The organism is Streptomyces griseicoloratus (genome assembly GCF_014534645.1).
Classification (GTDB): Bacteria; Actinomycetota; Actinomycetes; order Streptomycetales; family Streptomycetaceae; genus Streptomyces; species Streptomyces griseicoloratus.
Map to the genome: position 1 here is coordinate 1 of NZ_JACVQF010000148.1, position 1,214 is coordinate 1,214.

The 1,214-nt window shown below is 70.9% G+C and carries 1 protein-coding gene; it reads left to right on the forward strand.

The annotated features are described in order from the left end of the window. The coding region (locus tag H0H10_RS04510; RefSeq protein ID WP_223179367.1) for a condensation domain-containing protein at positions 1–1,214 on the forward strand (1,214 nt) is incomplete at both ends.

Genomic DNA, 1,214 nt, shown 5'->3' on the forward strand with positions numbered 1-1,214 from the left:
CGTGCTCCGGCTGACCGGCGGAGTCGACCGGGCGGCACTGGAGTCGGCCCTGCGCGACGTTCTGGCCCGGCACGAGGTGCTGCGCACCGTCTACCGTGTCATCGACGGTGAGCCGTATCAGCACATCCTCACCGTGGAGGAGACCGGCTTCGCGCTCCGTACCGCGGCCACGGGCCCCGATGACCTGGCGGCCGCCGTCGCTGAGGCGGTGGGTCACCGCTTCGAGCTGGCGACGGAAATTCCGCTGCGTGCGTGGCTGTTCGAGGCAGGCCCCGAGGAGCAGGTACTGGTGCTTCTGCTGCACCACATCGCCGGGGACGGCTGGTCGATCCGCCCCCTGGCACGCGACCTGTCCACGGCCTACGCGGCGCGGATGGAGGGGCGGGAGCCGCAGTGGGCTGACCTTCCGGTGCAGTACGGCGACTACGCACTGTGGCAGCGGGAGCTGCTGGGCTCGGAGGACGCCCCCGACAGCCTTCTCGCCACCCAGGTCGCCCACTGGCGGGAGGCTCTGTCCGGACTGCCCGAGGAGCTGGAACTCCCCTTCGACCGGCCCCGTCCGCCGGTGGCGTCGCACCGCGGGCACCAGGTCCCGCTCCGGGTGCCCGCCGAACTGCACGCACGCCTCGCCGAGTTGGCACGGGCCGAGGGAGTGACGGTGTTCATGGTGCTCCAGGCCGCCATGGCCGTCATGCTCCACCGCTTGGGCGCCGGTACGGACATACCGCTCGGTTCGGCGGTGGCCGGCCGTACGGACGAGGCGCTGGACGACCTGATCGGCTTTTTCGTCAACACCCTCGTCATCCGATCCGATCTGTCGGGCGACCCGACGTTCACCGAACTGCTCGCCCGGGTGCGGGAAGCAGGTCTCGATGCCCTGGCCCACCAGGACGTGCCGTTCGAGCGGCTGGTGGAGGAGCTGGCACCGGTGCGCTCCCTGGCCCGGCACCCTCTGTTCCAGGTGATGCTCACCCTTCAGAACAACGCCGACGCGGCCCTCGTACTGCCCGGAGCGCAGGCCGGAGGCCTTCCGACCGGGCAGGGTGTGCATGCCGTCGCTCCGACCGTGAAGTTCGACCTGGAACTCATCGCCTCCGAGACCTACGACGAGGAGGGAACGCCGGCCGGTCTGCGGGGCTCCGTCCTCGCAGCGGCGGATCTGTTCGATGCGGGGTCGGTGGAGCGGTTCGCGGAGCGGTGGGTGCGGGTGCTGG